This is a genomic window from Rhizobacter sp. P2_H3, assembly GCF_056403355.1.
The window spans coordinates 1-13,284 of sequence record NZ_JBFUFQ010000159.1 but is presented as its reverse complement, the minus strand read 5'-3'; the positions used below and the strand labels follow the sequence as shown (position 1 = coordinate 13,284).

The window sequence follows — 13,284 nt, the reverse complement described above, 5'->3', positions numbered from 1 at the left end:
GCGCCCGCGTGAACTCACCGGCCTGCGCGCCACGCTGCAGGCGCTGCCCGCGCTGCGCGAGCGCGTGCCGGGCCGCGCCCTGCTGCTGGAGATGCTGGCCGAGGCGCTGACGCCCGACACGGCGATCGAAGCCCTGCTGCGCAGCGCGATCGCCGACGAGCCGTCGGTGATGCTGCGCGACGGCGGCGTGATCGCCCGCGGCTTCGATGCCCCGCTCGACGAGCTGCGCGACATCAGCCAGAACTGCGACGCCTTCCTGCTCGACCTCGAAGCCCGCGAGCGCACGCGCACCGGCATCGCCAACCTGCGCGTGCAATACAACAAGGTGCACGGCTTCTACATCGAGGTCACGCAGGGCCAGGCCGCCAAGGTGCCGATGGACTACCAGCGCCGCCAGACGCTGAAGAACGCCGAGCGCTTCATCACGCCGGAGCTGAAGGCCTTCGAGGACAAGGCGCTGTCGGCACAGGAGCGCTCGCTCGCGCGCGAGAAGCAGCTCTACGAGCAGCTGATCGACCAGCTGCAGGCGCACCTGGAGGCGCTGTCGGGCCTGGCGCGCGCACTGGCCAGCCTCGACGCACTGGCAGCGCTGGCCGAGCGCGCCGACACACTCGGCTGGACGCGCCCGCAGTTCGTGCGCGAGCCCTGCATCGACATCACCGCCGGCCGCCACCCGGTGGTCGAGGCCCGCCTGGCCGAGACCGGCGGCGGCAACTTCATGGCCAACGACTGCCGGCTCGACGCAGCCCGCAAGATGCTCGTGATCACCGGCCCGAACATGGGCGGCAAGAGCACCTTCATGCGCCAAGTGGCGCTGATCGTTCTGCTGGCGGCGATCGGCTCGTTCGTGCCGGCCGATGCCTGCCGGCTCGGGCCGATCGACGCGATCCACACCCGCATCGGCGCGGCCGACGACCTGGCCAATGCGCAATCGACCTTCATGCTCGAGATGACCGAGGCGGCCGCGATCATCCACAGCGCCGGGGATCACTCGCTGGTGCTGATGGACGAGATCGGCCGCGGCACGTCCACCTTCGACGGCCTGGCGCTGGCCGGCGCCATCGCAAGCCACCTGCACGAGCGCAACAAGAGCTTCACGCTGTTCGCGACGCACTATTTCGAGCTGACCGAGTTCCCGGTCAAGCACGAGCGGGCGCTCAACGTGCACGTGTCGGCGGCCGAGAGCGGCGACGACATCGTCTTCCTGCACGACATCCAGGCCGGCCCGGCCAGCCGCAGCTACGGCGTGCAGGTCGCACGGCTGGCCGGCATGCCCGGCACGCTGGTGCGCCAGGCGCGCGCGACGCTGGAGGCGCTCGAAGCCCAGCAGCACGCCGGCAGCGCGCAGATCGACCTGTTCGCGGCGCCCGCGCCGGAGGCCGAGAAGCCGGTCTCGCCCATCGAGCGGGCGCTGGCCGGCATCAACCCCGATATGCTGTCGCCGAAGGAGGCGCTCGACGCGCTCTACCGCCTGAAGAACCTGCAGGACACCCCGTCATGACCTACTGTGTGGGCATCAAGCTCGATGCCGGCCTCGTCTTCCTGTCCGACTCGCGCACCAACGCGGGCCTGGACCAGATCAGCACCTACCGCAAGATGATGGTCTACGAGAAGACCGGCGACCGCTTCATGGTGCTGCTGTCGGCGGGCAACCTGTCGATCTCGCAGTCGGTGCGCGAGATCCTGCAGGTCGAGAAGCTCGACAACGGCGACGACGAGCCGATCACCATCTGGAACGCCACCAGCATGTTCGACGCCGCCCGCGTGCTCGGCAGCGCGGTGCGCCGCGTCTACGACCAGGACGGCCCGTCGCTGAAGCAGGCCGGCGTCGACTTCAACGCCTCGATGATCCTCGGCGGCCAGATCAAGGGCGAGGCGATGCGGCTCTTCCTGGTGTACTCGGCCGGCAACTTCATCGAGGCGACGCGCGAGACCTGCTACTTCCAGGTCGGCGAATCGAAGTACGGCAAGCCGGTGCTCGACCGCATGATCACGCCGCACACCGCGCTCGACGAGGCCGCCAAGTGCGCGCTGGTGTCGATGGATTCGACGCTGAAATCCAACCTGTCGGTCGGCCTGCCGCTGGACCTGCTGGTCTACGAGGCCGGCACCTTCCAGTCGCAGCAGATGGTCTGCATCGACGAGCGCAACCCGTACTTCGCGATGATCCGCAGCACCTGGGGCCAGCGCTTGCGCCAGGTGTTCGAATCGATCGACGACCCGCAGTGGGACGGCAGCGCCGCCGAGCACCCACTGTGCGTGCCGTCGGACCGCTACGAGCCGATGCGCAAGATCACGCACCCCGGAGAGAAGATCATCTGATGGGAGCCGCGTGACTGCCGCCCCGGGCTGCATCGTCTTCTCGCATGCGAACAGCTTCCCCGCCGGCACCTACCGGCAGCTGTTCGACGCGTGGCGCGCCGCCGGCCACGAGGTGCATGCGATCGAGAAGCTCGGCCACGACGAGCACTACCGCGTCACCAACAACTGGCCGCTGCTGCGCAACCAGCTGATCGCCTTCATCGAGCAGCACGCCGCCGCCGGGCCGGTCTGGCTGGTCGGACATTCGCTCGGCGGCTTCCTGAGCGTGCTGGCCGCGTCGAAGCGGCCCGACCTGGCGCGCGGCGTGGTGCTGATGGATTCGCCGCTGATCGGCGGGCTGCTCGCCCGCACGCTGCAGGTGGCCAAGGCGACCGGCATCGGCGAGCGCTTCTCGCCCGGCCACGTCTCGAAGCGCCGCCGCCAGCACTGGCCGAGCGCCGAGGCGGCGTTCGCGCACTTCGCGGCCAAGCCGGCCTTCGCGCGCTGGGCGCCCGGCGTGCTGCGCGACTACATCGACGCCGGCATCGAGCCGTCCGGCCACGGGCATTCGCTGAGCTTCCGGCGCGAGATCGAGACGCAGATCTACTACACGCTGCCGCACCACATCCCGCGCCTGCTGGTGCGCCGCCCGCCCGGCTGCCCGATGGCCTTCATCGGCGGCACGCAGTCGACCGAGGTGCGCCAGGTCGGCATGAAGGCCACCGAGCGCTTCACGCAGGGGCGCATCTCGTGGATCGAGGGCTCGCACCTGTTCCCCTTCGAGCAGCCGGGGCAAGCGGCCGCCGAGGTGCTGCGCTGGCTGGGGGAGTTCACGCGCCTATAATCGCGCTTTACCACCACGGCATTCGTCGACAAGGCGCCTGCTGACCCTGCAATGACCAAGTTCGTCTTTGTCACCGGCGGTGTGGTGTCCTCGCTGGGCAAGGGCATCGCGGCTGCATCACTTGCAGCGATTCTCGAATCGCGCGGCCTCAAGGTCACCCTCATCAAGCTGGATCCGTACCTCAACGTCGATCCGGGCACCATGTCTCCCTTCCAGCACGGCGAGGTGTTCGTCACCGACGACGGCGCCGAGACCGACCTGGACCTCGGCCACTACGAGCGCTTCATCACGACGCGGATGAAGAAGGCCAACAACTTCACCACCGGCCAGATCTACAAGAGCGTGCTCGAGAAGGAGCGCCGTGGCGACTACCTCGGCAAGACGGTGCAGGTGATCCCGCACGTCACCAACGAGATCCAGGAATTCATCAAGCGCGGCGCCGCCTTCGGCACCGAGCAGGCGGTCGACGTCGCGATCGTCGAGGTCGGCGGCACCGTCGGCGACATCGAATCGCTGCCCTTCCTCGAAGCGGCGCGTCAGATGAGCCTGCGCATGGGGCAGAACAACACCGCCTWCGTGCACCTCACCTACGTGCCGTGGATCGCCGCCGCCGGCGAGCTGAAGACCAAGCCGACCCAGCACACCGTGCAGAAGCTGCGCGAGATCGGCATCCAGGCCGATGCGCTGCTGTGCCGCGCCGACCGCCGCATCCCCGACGAAGAGCGCGAGAAGATCTCGCTCTTCACCAACGTGCCCGAATGGGGCGTGATCTCGGTGTGGGATGCCGACACCATCTACAAGGTGCCGCGCATGCTGCATGAGCAGGGCCTCGACGGCCTGATCTGCGACAAGCTGCGCATCAACACCCCGCCGGCCAACCTGAAGCGCTGGGATGCGCTGGTCGACGAGGTCGAGCACCCGAAGCGCGAGGTCACCATCGCGATGTGCGGCAAGTACACCGACCTGTCCGACTCGTACAAGTCGCTGAACGAGGCGCTGCGCCACGCCGGCATCCACAACCATGCCCGCGTCAACATCGAGTACGTTGATTCCGAGACGCTGACCACCGACAACGTGAACCAGCTCGCGCGCTATGACGCGATCCTGGTGCCCGGCGGCTTCGGCAAGCGCGGCGTCGAGGGCAAGATCCTCACCGCCCAGTTCGCCCGCGAACACAAGCTGCCCTACCTCGGCATCTGCCTGGGCATGCAGGTCGCCACGATCGAGATCGCGCGCCACAAGGCCGGCCTTGCCAACGCCAACAGCACCGAGTTCGAGCCCGAGACGCCGAACCCGGTGATCGCGCTGATCGACGAGTGGCAGGACGCCGACGGCTCCATCCAGACGCGCAACGCGAACTCCGACCTCGGCGGCACGATGCGCCTGGGCGCGCAGAGCTCCGACGTGATGCCCGGCACGCTCGCGCACGAGATCTACGGCGATGTGGTCAACGAGCGCCACCGCCACCGCTACGAGGCCAACGTCAACTACCTCGACAAGCTGCGCGAGGCCGGCCTCGTGATCTCGGCGCTGACGCAGCGCGAGAAGCTGACCGAGATCGTCGAGCTGCCGCGCACGGTGCACCCGTGGTTCATGGGCGTGCAGTTCCACCCGGAGTTCAAGTCGACGCCGTGGGAAGGCCACCCGCTGTTCCGCTCCTACATCCAGGCCGCGCTCGCGCACCAGGCTGCGCGCAACGAGCAGCCGCAACCCGAGAAGGCCGCGGCATGAAGCTCTGTGGATTCGAAGCCGGCCTCGACAAGCCCTTCTTCCTGATCGCCGGCCCCTGCGTCGTCGAGACCGAGCAGCTGCAGCTCGACGTCGCCGGCCAGCTGAAGGAAATGACGGCCGCGCTCGGCATCCCGTTCATCTTCAAGTCGAGCTACGACAAGGCGAACCGCTCGTCGGGCACCTCGTTCCGCGGCCCCGGCATGGAGCGTGGGCTGGAGATCCTCGCCAAGGTCAAGCGCGAGATCGGCGTGCCGGTGCTGACCGACGTGCACAGCACCGAGGAGATCGAGCACGTGGCCTCCATCGTCGACGTGCTGCAGACGCCGGCCTTCCTGTGCCGCCAGACCGATTTCATCCGCGCCGTGGCGCAATCGGGCAAGCCGGTCAACATCAAGAAGGGCCAGTTCCTCGCGCCCGGCGACATGAAGAACGTCATCGACAAGGCCCGCGCCGCCGCACGCGAAAAAGGCCTGCCGGAAGACAGCTTCATGGCCTGCGAGCGTGGCGCGAGCTTCGGCTACAACAACCTCGTCAGCGACATGCGCTCGCTGGCCATCATGCGCGACACGAAGGCCCCGGTGGTGTTCGACGCGACCCACTCGGTGCAGCTGCCCGGCGGCCAGGGCACGAGCTCCGGCGGCCAGCGCGAGTTCGTGCCGGTGCTGGCGCGTGCGGCCATCGCGGTCGGCGTGGCGGGCGTCTTCATGGAGACTCACCCGAACCCGGCCGAGGCCTTGAGCGACGGCCCGAACGCGGTGCCGCTGAAGCGCATGAAGGAATTGCTGTCCACCTTGGTGGAACTCGACCGCATCACGAAGAAGAACGGCTTTCTCGAAGCCGATTTCAACTGACCGCCAGAATCACCCTAGCAGTAGTCGAAAAACCTGAAGGAAGATTGAATGAGTGCCATTGTTGACATCGTCGGCCGCGAGATCCTCGACAGCCGCGGCAACCCGACCGTCGAATGCGACGTGCTGCTGGAATCCGGCGTGATGGGCCGCGCCGCGGTGCCCTCGGGCGCCTCCACCGGCTCGCGCGAGGCGATCGAACTGCGCGACGGCGACAAGAACCGCTACCTCGGCAAGGGCGTGCTGAAGGCGGTCGAGCATGTGAACACCGAGATCAGCGAGGCCGTGCTCGGCCTCGACGCCTCGGAGCAGGCCTTCCTCGACCGCACGCTGATCGACCTGGACGGCACCGAGAACAAGAGCCGCCTGGGCGCGAACGCGACGCTGGCCGTCTCGATGGCGGTGGCGCGCGCCRCGGCTGAAGAGAGCGGCCTGCCGCTGTACCGCTACTTCGGCGGCTCGGGCGCGATGCAGATGCCGGTGCCGATGATGAACGTCATCAACGGCGGCGCGCACGCGAACAACAGCCTCGACCTGCAGGAGCTGATGATCATCCCGGTGGGCGCCCCGAGCTTCCGCGAGGCGATGCGCTACGGTGCCGAGGTGTTCCACGCACTGAAGAAGATCATCAACGACAAGGGCATGAGCACCGCGGTCGGCGACGAAGGCGGCTTCGCCCCGAGCGTCGCGAGCCACGAGGCGGCGATCCAGCTGATCCTGCAGGCGATCGACAAGGCCGGCTTCGTGGCCGGCGAGCAGATCGCGCTCGGCCTCGACTGCGCGGCCAGCGAGTTCTACAAGGACGGCAAGTACGTGCTGAGCGCCGAAGGCCTGACGCTGAGCGCGCCCGAGTGGACCGACATCCTCGCGACCTGGGTCGACAAGTACCCGATCATCAGCATCGAAGACGGCATGGCCGAAGGCGACTGGGACGGCTGGAAGCACATCACCGAGCGCCTGACGACCAAGGTGCAGCTGGTGGGTGACGACCTGTTCGTCACCAACACGAAKATCCTGAAGGAAGGCATCGACAAGCGCATCGCGAACTCGATCCTGATCAAGATCAACCAGATCGGCACACTGACCGAGACCTTCGCGGCGATCGAGATGGCCAAGCGCGCCAACTACACCGCGGTGATCAGCCACCGCTCGGGCGAGACCGAAGACTCSACGATYGCCGACATCGCSGTCGGCACCAATGCCGGCCAGATCAAGACCGGTTCGCTGAGCCGCTCGGACCGCATGGCGAAGTACAACCAGCTGCTGCGCATCGAGGAAGACCTGGGCGATGTCGCGAGCTATCCGGGCCGCGGCGCGTTCTACAACCTGCGCTGATCCGGGCCCGTGCGCCTCGTCACCCTCGGCCTCATCGCGCTGCTGGCCCTCGTCCATGCCGAACTGTGGTTCGGCAAGGGCGGCGTGCCGCGCGTGATGGAGCTGCAGGCCAAGCTCGACCAGAAGAAGGGCGAGAACGACGCGGCGCGCGCGCGCAACGAGCGCCTGGTCGCCGAGGTCAGCGACCTGAAGGAAGGCCTGGAGATGGTCGAGGAGAAGGCGCGCTTCGAACTCGGCATGGTCAAGCCGGACGAGATCTACGTCCAGGTGTCGACCGCCAAGCGCTGATCGCCATTTCCTGATGGACGCTTTGCTGCTAGCGCTGCAGCCGCTGTTCGCTGCGGCCTTCACGCTGTGGGGCTCGCCCGTCACCTGGGTCGAGGTGATCGCCTTCGTGCTGGCGATCGCGATGGTCGTCTGCAACATGCGCGTCGACCCGCTCGGCTGGCCGCTCGCGATCGTCAGCTCGCTGCTCTACGTCGCGCTGTTCTGGGACAGCAAGCTGTATGGCGACGCGAGCCTGCAGGTGTTCTTCGCGCTGGTCGCCGGCTGGGGCTGGTGGCAATGGCTGCGCGGCACGCAGGGCGACGGCCGTGGGCTGCGGGTGCGTTCGCTGGGCCCGCGCGGCCGGCTGGCCGTGGTCGTCGCGACCCTCGCGCTGTGGCCGGCGCTCGGCTGGTTCCTGAAGCGTTTCACCGACACCGATGTTCCGTGGTGGGATGCCTTCCCCACGGCCGCGAGCGTGGTCGGGCAGTGGCTGCTCGGCCGCAAGTACGTCGAGAACTGGCCGATGTGGGTGGTGGTCAACACCGTCAGCGTCGGGCTGTTCGCGTACAAGGGACTGTGGCTGACGGTCGCGCTGTACGCGATCTTCGTCGGCATGTCGTTCGCCGGCTGGCGCGCGTGGCGCAAGGTGGAGCAGGCCGCGTGAGCCACGCGAGCCACGTCATTGCGATCGTCGGCGCCGAGAGCACCGGCAAGACGACGCTCGCCGGCGAGTTGCAGGCGGCGCTGCAGCGCGACGGTCGCTCGGTCGCCCTCGTCGGCGAATACCTGCGCGAATTCTGCGACCGTCATGCGCGCACGCCGCGCGTCGACGAGCAGGCGGGCATCGCGCAGGAGCAGACGCGCCGCATCGCCGCGGCCGCCGAGACGCACGACATCGTGATCGCCGACACCACGGCCTTGATGATCGCGGTCTACAGCGAGCAGGTGTTCGGCGACCGCAGCCTGTACGACAGCGCGATCGAGGCCCAGCGCGGCTGCGCGCTGACGCTGCTGACGGCGCTCGACATCCCCTGGCAGGCCGACGGCCTGCAGCGCGACGGGCCCCAGGTGCGCGAGCCGGTCACCGCGCTGGTGCGCGCGGCGCTGGCGCGCGGCGGGCTCGGCTATTCGGTGGTGGCCGGCACCGGACCGGCGCGGCTGTCGCACGCGCTGCTGGCGGTGCGGCATGCGCTGCTGGAACCGTCGGTGCTCGACGAGGCCCGCGCGAACCCGCGCTGGCAATGGGTCTGCGAGCGCTGCGGGGATGCGGGGTGTGAGCAGCGGCACTGGTTGCCGTAGGTTTTCTGTTGGCGCATTGGCGCGGAAGGCGCGTGCGGGGAGGCTGTGGCTCGCCGGCCGGTGCGGTCTTCGCCCTGGGGGGCGAAGACTTCCCTCCGCTGACTGGTTTCATGGCCCGTCGCCGAAACTCCCGCCACTCACTTCGTTCGTTGTGGTCAAACAGTCGGCGACAGTCAGTGCACGAAGCGTGCTGCGCACGCGGGCCATGAAACCAGCCAGCTCCGGCGCCCCGTCCTGATTGGCGCTCCACAGCCTCCCCGCACGCGCCTTCTGCAACCGCCCTGCCTGTTGGGAGGTGACAAGCGAACAAGTGGGGGTTGATCCCCGGATTGGCATCCGGGCCGGGCACGCCACCATCCGTTCGGACTGAGGTATCGAAGTCCCGCTCGGCACTCGCAGGCTCTTCACACAAAGCCACCGGCTCGGCAAAGGCGCGCGCAAATCGCCCCAGACGGGCTTACGTCATCGTCCCGGCAATCACGACAACCACGATCACCACGCCGATCGTCAGGTTCACCGCCACCCAATCGCGGATCGCCTTCAGCGCGGCACCGGCCGCCGCCCAATCCTGAGCGGCGCTCGCGCGCTGCACGCGCTTGAACAGCGCAAAGCGGATGTGGCCGAAGATCGCGACCATCAGCAGCCCGAGCCCGGCCATCACGCTCCATTCGAGCGGCATGTTGAACGGACCGCCGGTCGCCTTCGTCGTCGACGCGACGCGCCCCACCATCCAGCCGCCGCTCAGCACGGTGACCAGCGCCACCCACAGCACGATGCCGAAGAAGCGCTGCAGCACCGACTGCATCAGCGGCACGCGCTCGGCCGGCGGCAGGTGCGCCGCGCCGGGCCGCAGGCAGAACAGCGTGAAGAACATGCCGCCGAGCCAGACGATCACCGACAGGAAGTGCAGGACTTTCAGGCTGGCGTAGAGCATCGTGGGTCTTTCGTGCGTTGGACTTCAGTTCAATGTCGTGCTGCCGGGCGGCTGGTCGCGTGGCAGCGTGAACAGCTCGCCGACGTCGACCGCGTCGAAGTGGTACTTGATGCCGCAGAAGTCGCAACCCACCTCGACCCGGCCCTGCTCGGCGACCACCCCGTCGACCTCCTCGCGGCCCAGCCCCTTCAGCATCGCGCCGACGCGCTCGCGCGAGCAGGTGCACGCGAAATGCGGCCCGAGTTCGCCGGTCATCGGCGGGAAGCGGCGCACGGTCTCTTCCCAGAACAGCCGGCGCAGTACGGTCTCGGCATCGAGCGTCAGCAACTCGTCGGCGGTGAGGGTCGAGGCCAGGTGCGAGATGCGGTTGTAGGCCTCGTTCAGGCCGATCTCGTCTTCGTTGCGGCGGCCGGCGAGGTTGCCCTCGCCCTCGATCGGCAGGCGCTGGATCAGCAGGCCGGCGGCCACCTCGTCGTTGGCCGCGAGGATCAGCCGCGTGTCGAGCTGCTCGGACTGCAGCATGTAGTGCTCCAGCACGTCGGCCAGCTTCTGCAGCGGCTCGCCGCCGTCGCCGTGCAGCGCGACCACGCCCTGGTACGGCTGCTGCCCAGGGCCGCGCGGCTTCGGGTCGAGCGTGATCGCGCAACGGCCCTTGCCGCCGGCGTTGACCATCGCGGCCAGGCGCGCATCGGGCGCCACCTCGCCGACCACCTTCGCGGTGACGCGGAACGCGAGGTCGGACTGCACCTCGGCCACCGCCAGCTTGACCGGCCCGTCGCCGAAGATCTGCATCACGAGCGAGCCTTCGAACTTGATGTTCGACTGCATCAGCACCGCCGCGGCCGACATCTCGCCGAGCAGCGCGCGCACCGCGGGCGGGAAGGCATCGGATGCCGTGCTGCGCCGGCGCAGGATCTCGACCCAGGAATCGGTCAGGCGCACCAGCATGCCGCGCACCGGCAGGCCTTCGAACAGGAATTTGTGAAGCTCGCTCATCAGGTGATTTCTTTCAGGCCGGACTGGTAGCGCCGGGCGTTCTCGACATAGTGGGCGGCGCTCTTCTCGAGCCCCTGCATCTGCTCTGGCGACAGCTGGCGCACCACGCGGGCCGGCGTGCCCAGGATCAGCGAGCCGTCCGGGAAACTCTGGCCCTCGGTGACCAGCGCGCCGGCGCCCACCAGGCAATGGCGGCCGATCTTCGCGCCGTTCAGCACCACGGCCTGGATGCCGATCAGCGAATGATCGCCGACCGTGCAGCCGTGCAGCATGGCCTGGTGGCCGACCGTCACGCCCTCGCCGACCGACACCGGAAACCCGGCATCGGCGTGCACGACGCTGTTGTCCTGGATGTTGCTGCCGCGGCCGATCGCGATGCGCTCGGTGTCGCCGCGGATCACGACGCCGAACCAGACGCTCGCGTCGTCGCCCAGGCTGACGTTGCCGATCACGCGGGCGCTGTCGGCCACCCAGGCCGACGCGGCGATGTCGGGAGACAGCTCCCCCAGTTGGTAGACGGCCATGGCGATCGCCCGAAATGCACAGCCTATGATTCTAGGGATGAACCCGCGACAGCGCGCCCTGGAGGTCTTGAGCCTCCGCGACCCCACCGAGAAAGCAGCCGCGGCGCGGGCGCTGTTCGAGCAGCTCGATGCCGCGTTGATCGATCCCGATGAAGCCATCGCGGTGCCCGCGAGCCTGCCCGGCCGGCCCGAGCGCCCTCGCCTGGTGCCGCCAAAGGAGGTGGCGATGCGCTCGGCCTTCACGCCCGAGGGCCGCGCGGCGCTGCTGCACGCGATCGCGCACATCGAGTTCAACGCGATCAACCTGGCGCTGGATGCAGCGTTCCGCTTTGCAGGCATGCCGGCGGCGTTCTACGCCGACTGGCTGCGGGTCGCGAGCGAGGAGGCGCTGCATTTCTCGCTGCTGCGCGAACACCTGCGCAGCGGCGGCCACGACTACGGCGACTTCGATGCGCACGACGGCCTGTGGCTGATGACGCAGCGCACCGCGGGCGACGTGGTCGCGCGCATGGCGCTGGTGCCGCGCACGCTGGAAGCCCGCGGGCTGGACGCGACGCCGCCGCTGCAGGCCAAGTTCCGCAAGGCCGGCGACGCGCGCACGGTCGAGATCCTCGACGTGATCCTGCGCGACGAGATCGGCCATGTCGCGATCGGCAACCACTGGTACCGCTGGCTGTGCCGCCGCGACGGGCTCGATCCGATCGCGCACTACGCGGTGCTGGTGCGGCAGTACGAGGCGCCGCGGCTGCGGCCGCCGTTCAACCGCGAGGCGCGCGAGGCGGCGGGGTTCAGCGCAGAGGAGCTGGCGTTCCTGAGCGCGCCGTGACCGCAGGCGGCTCCGCCACGAACCACCGCTTCAACCCGAGGAAGTGCTTCTCGAACAGGTGGTACGACGCCATCGCGAGCGCGAGCGTGACGAGCGTGCCGGCGGCGATGTAGCCCAGCGCCAGCGCAGGGCCCGCATGCTCGTACAGCCCGAGCGACTGCAGCAGCGGCTTGCCGGCCAGGTCGTGCAGCGGCTTGTGGAAGATGTACATCGCATAGCTGTAGCGGCCCAGCATGCGCAGCGGCGCGGCGCGCAACCAGCCGACCCAACCGCCGACCACCGCACCATCGGCCACGGCATCCCCCGCGGCCGCAGCGACCACGCCGAGCGCGAACACCACCGCCAGCACGCTGTAACCGAGCGTCTGCCCGAGCGGCGACGTGCGCGGATACCCGTGCGTCACGACGAAGCCGGCCGCTGCCAGCACCAGCGCGCCGATGATCAGCCGCTGCCGCAGCGCGATCGCCCGCGCCGCCGCGCCCGGCAACTGCAGCCACGCCGCCGCCGCACCGCCGATCGCCAGCGCATCGAGCCGCGTCACGGTGAACGAATACACCGGATCCGGCCCCAGCCCGGCCGCCAGCATGCCGATGCGCACGCCGAGGATCGCCAGCGCGATCGCACCGCACCAGCGCAGCACCTGCCCGGCCGAGCGCCGATGCACCAGCAGCGGCCACAGCAGGTAGAACTGCTCCTCCACCGCGAGCGACCAGAAATGCGGGAACGCATGCGTCGCGCTGCCATAGGGCGCCGTCCAGTTCGACAGGTAGAGCCACAGCCACAGCTGCTGCGGCCGGTCGACCTCCCAGCGCGCCGGCATCGCGCCCAGCGCCGGCAGCACGATGAAGGCGAGCGCGAGCGTCGCGTAGTACAGCGGGAAGATCCGCAGCAGGCGCCGTCCGAAGAAGGCCTGGTAGTAGTTCGGCGCGTCCTGGGTCTGCAGCAGGATGCGCGTGATCAGGAAGCCGCTCAGCACGAAGAACAGCTGCACGCCGATCCAGCCCAGGTCGAACGCGAGCTCGAAGACCTTGCCGACAAGGCCGGACGGCCCTTCGAGGATCTGGAAGTTGTGGCACAGCACCAGCACGATGGCCAGGCCGCGCACGCCGTCGAGCGCGGGCAGGTGCTGCGGAATGCGCGCAGCGGGAGAGGAATTCATGGGGGACGTTCCGGGGTCGAGGCCGTTTGTAGCATCGCGCCGCGCCGCACGACACCCCGTATCCACGGGCCGCACCTCCGCCGGAACCCCGGATCGACCCCGGGCGGAAACCGGTTTCGGCAGGCTTACACTGCAGCGGCCCGCGACTTGCTAGCTCGCGGACCCAACAATCCCGTTCTCACACAACAGACCACCCCAGGGGTATCCATGACCGCATTGA

Annotated in this window: 14 protein-coding genes; 10 read left to right on the top strand and 4 right to left on the bottom strand. The window is 68.7% G+C overall.

Annotation, left to right across the window (positions count from 1 at the left end):
• From mutS to AC1D1T_RS23075, 9 genes are all read left to right on the top strand, one after another.
• On the top strand, nucleotides 1-1,501 hold a 1,501-nt coding region (mutS, locus tag AC1D1T_RS23115), incomplete at its 5' end, for a DNA mismatch repair protein MutS (protein ID WP_477992553.1).
• Nucleotides 1,498-2,322 carry a proteasome-type protease gene (locus tag AC1D1T_RS23110; RefSeq protein WP_477841794.1) on the top strand — a complete coding sequence of 275 codons (825 nt, stop codon included), beginning with the start codon at nucleotides 1,498-1,500 and terminating at the stop codon, nucleotides 2,320-2,322. The genes mutS and AC1D1T_RS23110, both read left to right, overlap by 4 nt.
• A 10-nt stretch (nucleotides 2,323-2,332) precedes the next feature.
• Nucleotides 2,333-3,145: an alpha/beta fold hydrolase gene (locus AC1D1T_RS23105; RefSeq protein ID WP_047506229.1), complete on the top strand. Its 813-nt coding sequence runs from the start codon at nucleotides 2,333-2,335 to the stop codon at nucleotides 3,143-3,145.
• Between the two features lie 51 nt (nucleotides 3,146-3,196).
• Nucleotides 3,197-4,876, top strand: a complete 1,680-nt coding sequence (gene pyrG / locus AC1D1T_RS23100) for a CTP synthase (RefSeq protein WP_477992552.1) — start codon at nucleotides 3,197-3,199, stop codon at nucleotides 4,874-4,876.
• On the top strand, nucleotides 4,873-5,727 hold the full coding sequence (kdsA, locus tag AC1D1T_RS23095) for a 3-deoxy-8-phosphooctulonate synthase (RefSeq protein WP_047506226.1): 855 nt from the start codon (nucleotides 4,873-4,875) through the stop codon (nucleotides 5,725-5,727). Before pyrG ends, kdsA begins: the two co-directional genes overlap by 4 nt.
• Nucleotides 5,728-5,775: 48 nt before the next feature.
• Entirely contained in the window at nucleotides 5,776-7,059 is a 1,284-nt protein-coding gene (eno, locus tag AC1D1T_RS23090) for a phosphopyruvate hydratase (RefSeq protein WP_477992551.1), read from the top strand.
• A gap of 9 nt (nucleotides 7,060-7,068) precedes the next feature.
• Nucleotides 7,069-7,347 carry a cell division protein FtsB gene (gene ftsB / locus AC1D1T_RS23085; protein WP_047506223.1) on the top strand — a complete coding sequence of 93 codons (279 nt, stop codon included), beginning with the start codon at nucleotides 7,069-7,071 and terminating at the stop codon, nucleotides 7,345-7,347.
• Between the two features lie 13 nt (nucleotides 7,348-7,360).
• Entirely contained in the window at nucleotides 7,361-7,990 is a 630-nt protein-coding gene (pnuC, locus tag AC1D1T_RS23080) for a nicotinamide riboside transporter PnuC (RefSeq protein WP_465113392.1), read from the top strand.
• Entirely contained in the window at nucleotides 7,987-8,625 is a 639-nt protein-coding gene (locus AC1D1T_RS23075; protein WP_477841789.1) for an AAA family ATPase, read from the top strand. Before pnuC ends, AC1D1T_RS23075 begins: the two co-directional genes overlap by 4 nt.
• Nucleotides 8,626-9,082: 457 nt before the next feature.
• Here the strand turns inward: AC1D1T_RS23075 and AC1D1T_RS23070 are convergent, their stop codons facing one another.
• From AC1D1T_RS23070 to AC1D1T_RS23060, 3 genes are read right to left on the bottom strand one after another with little or no spacing between them, the layout of a single operon-like run.
• On the bottom strand, nucleotides 9,083-9,559 hold the full coding sequence (locus AC1D1T_RS23070; RefSeq protein ID WP_465113390.1) for a CopD family protein: 477 nt from the start codon (nucleotides 9,557-9,559) through the stop codon (nucleotides 9,083-9,085).
• A gap of 24 nt (nucleotides 9,560-9,583) precedes the next feature.
• A complete protein-coding gene (gene hslO, locus AC1D1T_RS23065) occupies nucleotides 9,584-10,555 on the bottom strand; it encodes an Hsp33 family molecular chaperone HslO (RefSeq protein ID WP_465113389.1) in 972 nt (323 codons plus the stop codon).
• The gene (locus tag AC1D1T_RS23060) at nucleotides 10,555-11,079 is read right to left on the bottom strand and encodes a gamma carbonic anhydrase family protein (RefSeq protein WP_047506215.1); all 525 of its coding nucleotides are present in this window, start codon (nucleotides 11,077-11,079) and stop codon (nucleotides 10,555-10,557) included. The genes hslO and AC1D1T_RS23060 overlap by 1 nt, the downstream gene beginning before the upstream one ends.
• 37 nt (nucleotides 11,080-11,116) lie before the next feature.
• On the opposite strand from AC1D1T_RS23060, the gene AC1D1T_RS23055 reads away from it, so the two are divergent.
• Nucleotides 11,117-11,905, top strand: coding sequence for a ferritin-like domain-containing protein (locus AC1D1T_RS23055; RefSeq protein ID WP_477826602.1), 789 nt, complete (start codon nucleotides 11,117-11,119; stop codon nucleotides 11,903-11,905).
• Here AC1D1T_RS23055 and AC1D1T_RS23050 read toward each other — a convergent pair.
• A complete protein-coding gene (locus tag AC1D1T_RS23050; protein ID WP_477842184.1) occupies nucleotides 11,868-13,064 on the bottom strand; it encodes an acyltransferase family protein in 1,197 nt (398 codons plus the stop codon). The two genes, AC1D1T_RS23055 and AC1D1T_RS23050, sit on opposite strands and share 38 nt — an antisense overlap.
• Between the last annotated feature and the right edge of the window lie 220 nt (nucleotides 13,065-13,284).

Coding starts and splice junctions, on each gene's coding strand:
- pnuC (WP_465113392.1), top strand. CDS start 7,361: ATGGACGCTTTGCTGCTAGCGCTGCAGCCGCTGTTCGCTGCGGCCTTC.
- AC1D1T_RS23060 (WP_047506215.1), bottom strand. CDS start 11,079: ATGGCCGTCTACCAACTGGGGGAGCTGTCTCCCGACATCGCCGCGTCG.
- AC1D1T_RS23050 (WP_477842184.1), bottom strand. CDS start 13,064: ATGAATTCCTCTCCCGCTGCGCGCATTCCGCAGCACCTGCCCGCGCTC.
- AC1D1T_RS23070 (WP_465113390.1), bottom strand. CDS start 9,559: ATGCTCTACGCCAGCCTGAAAGTCCTGCACTTCCTGTCGGTGATCGTC.
- AC1D1T_RS23110 (WP_477841794.1), top strand. CDS start 1,498: ATGACCTACTGTGTGGGCATCAAGCTCGATGCCGGCCTCGTCTTCCTG.
- hslO (WP_465113389.1), bottom strand. CDS start 10,555: ATGAGCGAGCTTCACAAATTCCTGTTCGAAGGCCTGCCGGTGCGCGGC.
- AC1D1T_RS23055 (WP_477826602.1), top strand. CDS start 11,117: ATGAACCCGCGACAGCGCGCCCTGGAGGTCTTGAGCCTCCGCGACCCC.
- kdsA (WP_047506226.1), top strand. CDS start 4,873: ATGAAGCTCTGTGGATTCGAAGCCGGCCTCGACAAGCCCTTCTTCCTG.